Genomic DNA, 3,322 nt, shown 5'->3' on the forward strand with positions numbered 1-3,322 from the left:
CGACCCTTCAGCGGGATCAGGGTGGTCCGGTCCAGCTGGCCCGGGCGCTGGCCCATGCCTTCGCGGCCGGGCTGCCGGTGGACTGGAGGGCCTGGTACGGCGTGGACACCACGACCGACACCCAGGCCCCGGCCGTCCTCGATCTGCCCACCTACCCCTTCCAGCGCCGCCACTACTGGTTGAAGCCGGGCAAATGGATCAGCTCCCAGGAGAAGGGCTCCGAGGAGGACGAGCGCTTCTGGAGCGCCATCGAGGCGGGGGACCTCGCCGGGCTCGGGGCGTCGCTGAGCCTGGGGGAGGAGACCGCACAGCAGGTGTTGGCCCCGGCGTTGCCCGTATTGGCGCAGTGGCGCCAACGTACGAGGGACCAGGCCCGGATCGACGCCTGGCGCTACCGGACCGCCTGGTCAGCCGTGACCGGCCTGGACGGGGCTCCCCGGCTGAGCGGTACGTGGCTGCTGGTGGTGCCCGAGAAGCTGGTCGGGGACCCGGTGGCCGAGCTGGTGGCCGGGGCGCTCGCGGGCCATGGGGCGGAGTGCGCGGTTCTCGCGGTGGCGTCGCAGGATCAGGAGCGCGGCCCGCTCGCCGAGCGTCTGCGGCAGATCGAGGGCCGGCCCGAAGTCGCGGGCGTGGTCAGCGTATTGAGCCTGGACGAGGACGGACACCCGGCGCACCCGCATCTGTCGGCGGGGTTGGCCGGGACGCTCGCCCTGGTGCAGGCGCTGGACGAGCTGGAGTTCACCGGGCGCCTGTGGTGTGTCACGCGCGGCGGCGTGGCCGTCGGCGGGGACGGCCCGGTGAGCCCGGTGCAGGCACAGGTGTGGGGGCTGGGGCGGGTGGTGGCCCTGGAGTACCCCAAGCGGTGGGGCGGCCTGGTCGACCTCCCTGCGGTCGTGGAGGAGGGCACGGCGGGCCGGTTGGCCGCGGTGCTGGCCGAGGGCACCGAGGACCAGGTGGCGTTGCGCGCGGAAGGTGCGCTGGGGCGCCGGTTGCGTGCGGCGTCGGGTGGCGCGCCGGGTGAGGAGTGGCGGATCGAGGGATCGGTCCTGGTCACCGGCGGTACCGGCGGAGTGGGCGGTCGCGTCGCGCGGTGGGTGGTGGAGCGCGGGGCGCGCCATGTGATCGTGGCCGGCCGGCGTGGCCCCGCCGCGCCGGGGACCGAGGAGCTGACGGCCGAGCTGGAGGGGCTTGGCGCCTCGGTGGACGTGGTGGCCTGCGATGTCGCGGACCGGGACGAGGTGGCCGGGCTGCTGGCGAGGGTGCCGGAAGGGCAGACGCTGCGTGGGGTCTTCCACGCCGCCGGGGTCGGCGACTACACGCCGGTGAGCGATCTGGACCCGGACCGGGTGGCGCAGGTGATGGCCGCGAAGGCCGGCGGTGCGCGGTGGCTCGACGAGCTGACGCGCGAGATGGACCTGTCGACGTTCGTGATGTTCTCCTCGGGTGCCGCCAGCTGGGGCAGTGGACAGCAGGGCGCGTACGCGGCGGCCAACGCGTATCTGGACGCGCTGGCCGAACGCCGCCGCGCCGAGGGCCTGCCGGGCCTGTCGGTGGCCTGGGGCCCCTGGGGCGAGGCGGGCATGGCCGCCGACGACGCCGTGGCGGCCTTCTTCCGCGAGCGGGGTCTGACCGCCATGGCGCCGGAGCTGGCGCTGCGGGTGCTGGGCGATGCGCTGGGCCGTGGCGAGACATCGCTGACGGTGGCCGACTTCGACTGGCGGCGGTTCGCCGGGACATTCGCCGGGCAGCGCGCGAGCCGGCTGCTCGCCGAGATTCCCGAGGCCGTCGAACTGCTGGAGAAGGAGACTCCGTCCGAGGACAGCCCGCTGCGCAAACAGCTGGCCGCGGCCGCCCCGGTCCAGCGCCACCAGATACTCTCGCAGCACATCCGCGCCCTCGCGGCCGGTGTGCTGGGCCACGCGGGCCCGGACGCGGTGTCCGCGACGAAGCCCTTCTTCGAGATGGGCTTCGACTCGCTGACCGCCGTCGAGCTGCGCAACAAGCTCAGCTCCAGTGCCGCGATGCCACTGCCCACCACGCTGATCTTCGACTACCCCACCGCCGACGACCTGGCCCGTTACGTCCTCGGCGAGATCTCCGGGATACAGACGGCCGTCACCGGCGCCGTCACTCCCGTCGCGGGCCCGGCCGGCGAAGCGGACGAGCCGATCGCCATCGTCGGCATGGCGTGCCGTTTCCCGGGCGGGGTGAGCAGCCCCGAACAGCTCTGGGACCTCGTGGCCGAGGGCCGGGACGCGATGTCCGAGTTTCCGACCGACCGCGGCTGGCGTCTCGACACGCTGTACGACCCGGACCCGGACCGCCCCGGCACCAGCTATGTGCGCGAGGGGGGATTCATCTACGACGCGGGGGAGTTCGACGCCGAATTCTTCGGGATCTCCCCGCGTGAGGCGGTCGGGATGGACCCCCAGCAGCGGCTGCTGCTGGAGACCGCCTGGGAGACGTTCGAGCGGGCCGGTATCGACCACGGCTCGCTGCGCGGCACTGACACCGGCGTCTACGTCGGCGCGACCATCTTCGACTATCTGTCGATCATCGGGATCTCCAGCATGGACATGGAGGGGTACAAGGGCACGGGCAATCTCGGGTGTGTGGTGTCCGGGCGGGTGTCGTATGTGCTGGGGCTCGAGGGCCCGGCCGTGACGGTGGACACGGGATGCTCGTCGTCCCTGGTGGCGCTGCACTCGGCGGTTCGCGGGCTGCGCGGCGGGGAGTGCTCGCTGGCGTTGGCGGGTGGCGTGACGGTGATGGCCACGCCGGGTGCCTTCGTGGAGTTCTCGCGGCAGCGGGGGCTGGCGCTTGACGGGCGGTGCAAGGCGTTCGCGGGGGCGGCGGACGGTACGGGGTGGGGCGAGGGCGTAGGGCTGCTGTTGTTGGAGCGGCTGTCGGACGCGCGGCGCAACGGTCATCAGGTGTGGGGCGTGATTCGCGGAACGGCCATCAACCAGGATGGCGCGTCGAATGGGTTGACGGCGCCGAACGGTCCGTCGCAGCAGCGGGTGATCCGGCAGGCGCTGGCCAACGCCCGGCTCTCGTCGGCGGATGTCGATGTGGTCGAGGCGCACGGCACGGGCACCACGCTCGGCGACCCCATCGAGGCGCAGGCCGTGCTGGCCACCTACGGTCAGGAGCGGCCGCAGGAACGGCCCTTGTGGCTCGGCTCGGTGAAGTCCAACCTCGGCCACACCCAGGCCGCCGCCGGAGCTGCCGGTGTCATCAAGATGGTGATGGCGATGCGGCATGGGGTGTTGCCCAAGACGCTGCATGTGGATGAGCCGACGCCGCATGTGGACTGGGGCAG

General features: G+C 72.8%; 1 protein-coding gene. It reads left to right on the plus strand.

What is annotated here, in order from left to right; translation table 11 throughout:
- Positions 1-3,322, plus strand: a 3,322-nt coding sequence (locus ACFV2X_RS55420) for an SDR family NAD(P)-dependent oxidoreductase (protein ID WP_385631903.1), incomplete at both ends; no start/stop codon positions are given.

Origin of the sequence: Streptomyces sp. NPDC059679, from assembly GCF_042734105.1 — a bacterium.
In the GTDB taxonomy this organism is placed as follows: Bacteria; Actinomycetota; Actinomycetes; order Streptomycetales; family Streptomycetaceae; genus Streptomyces.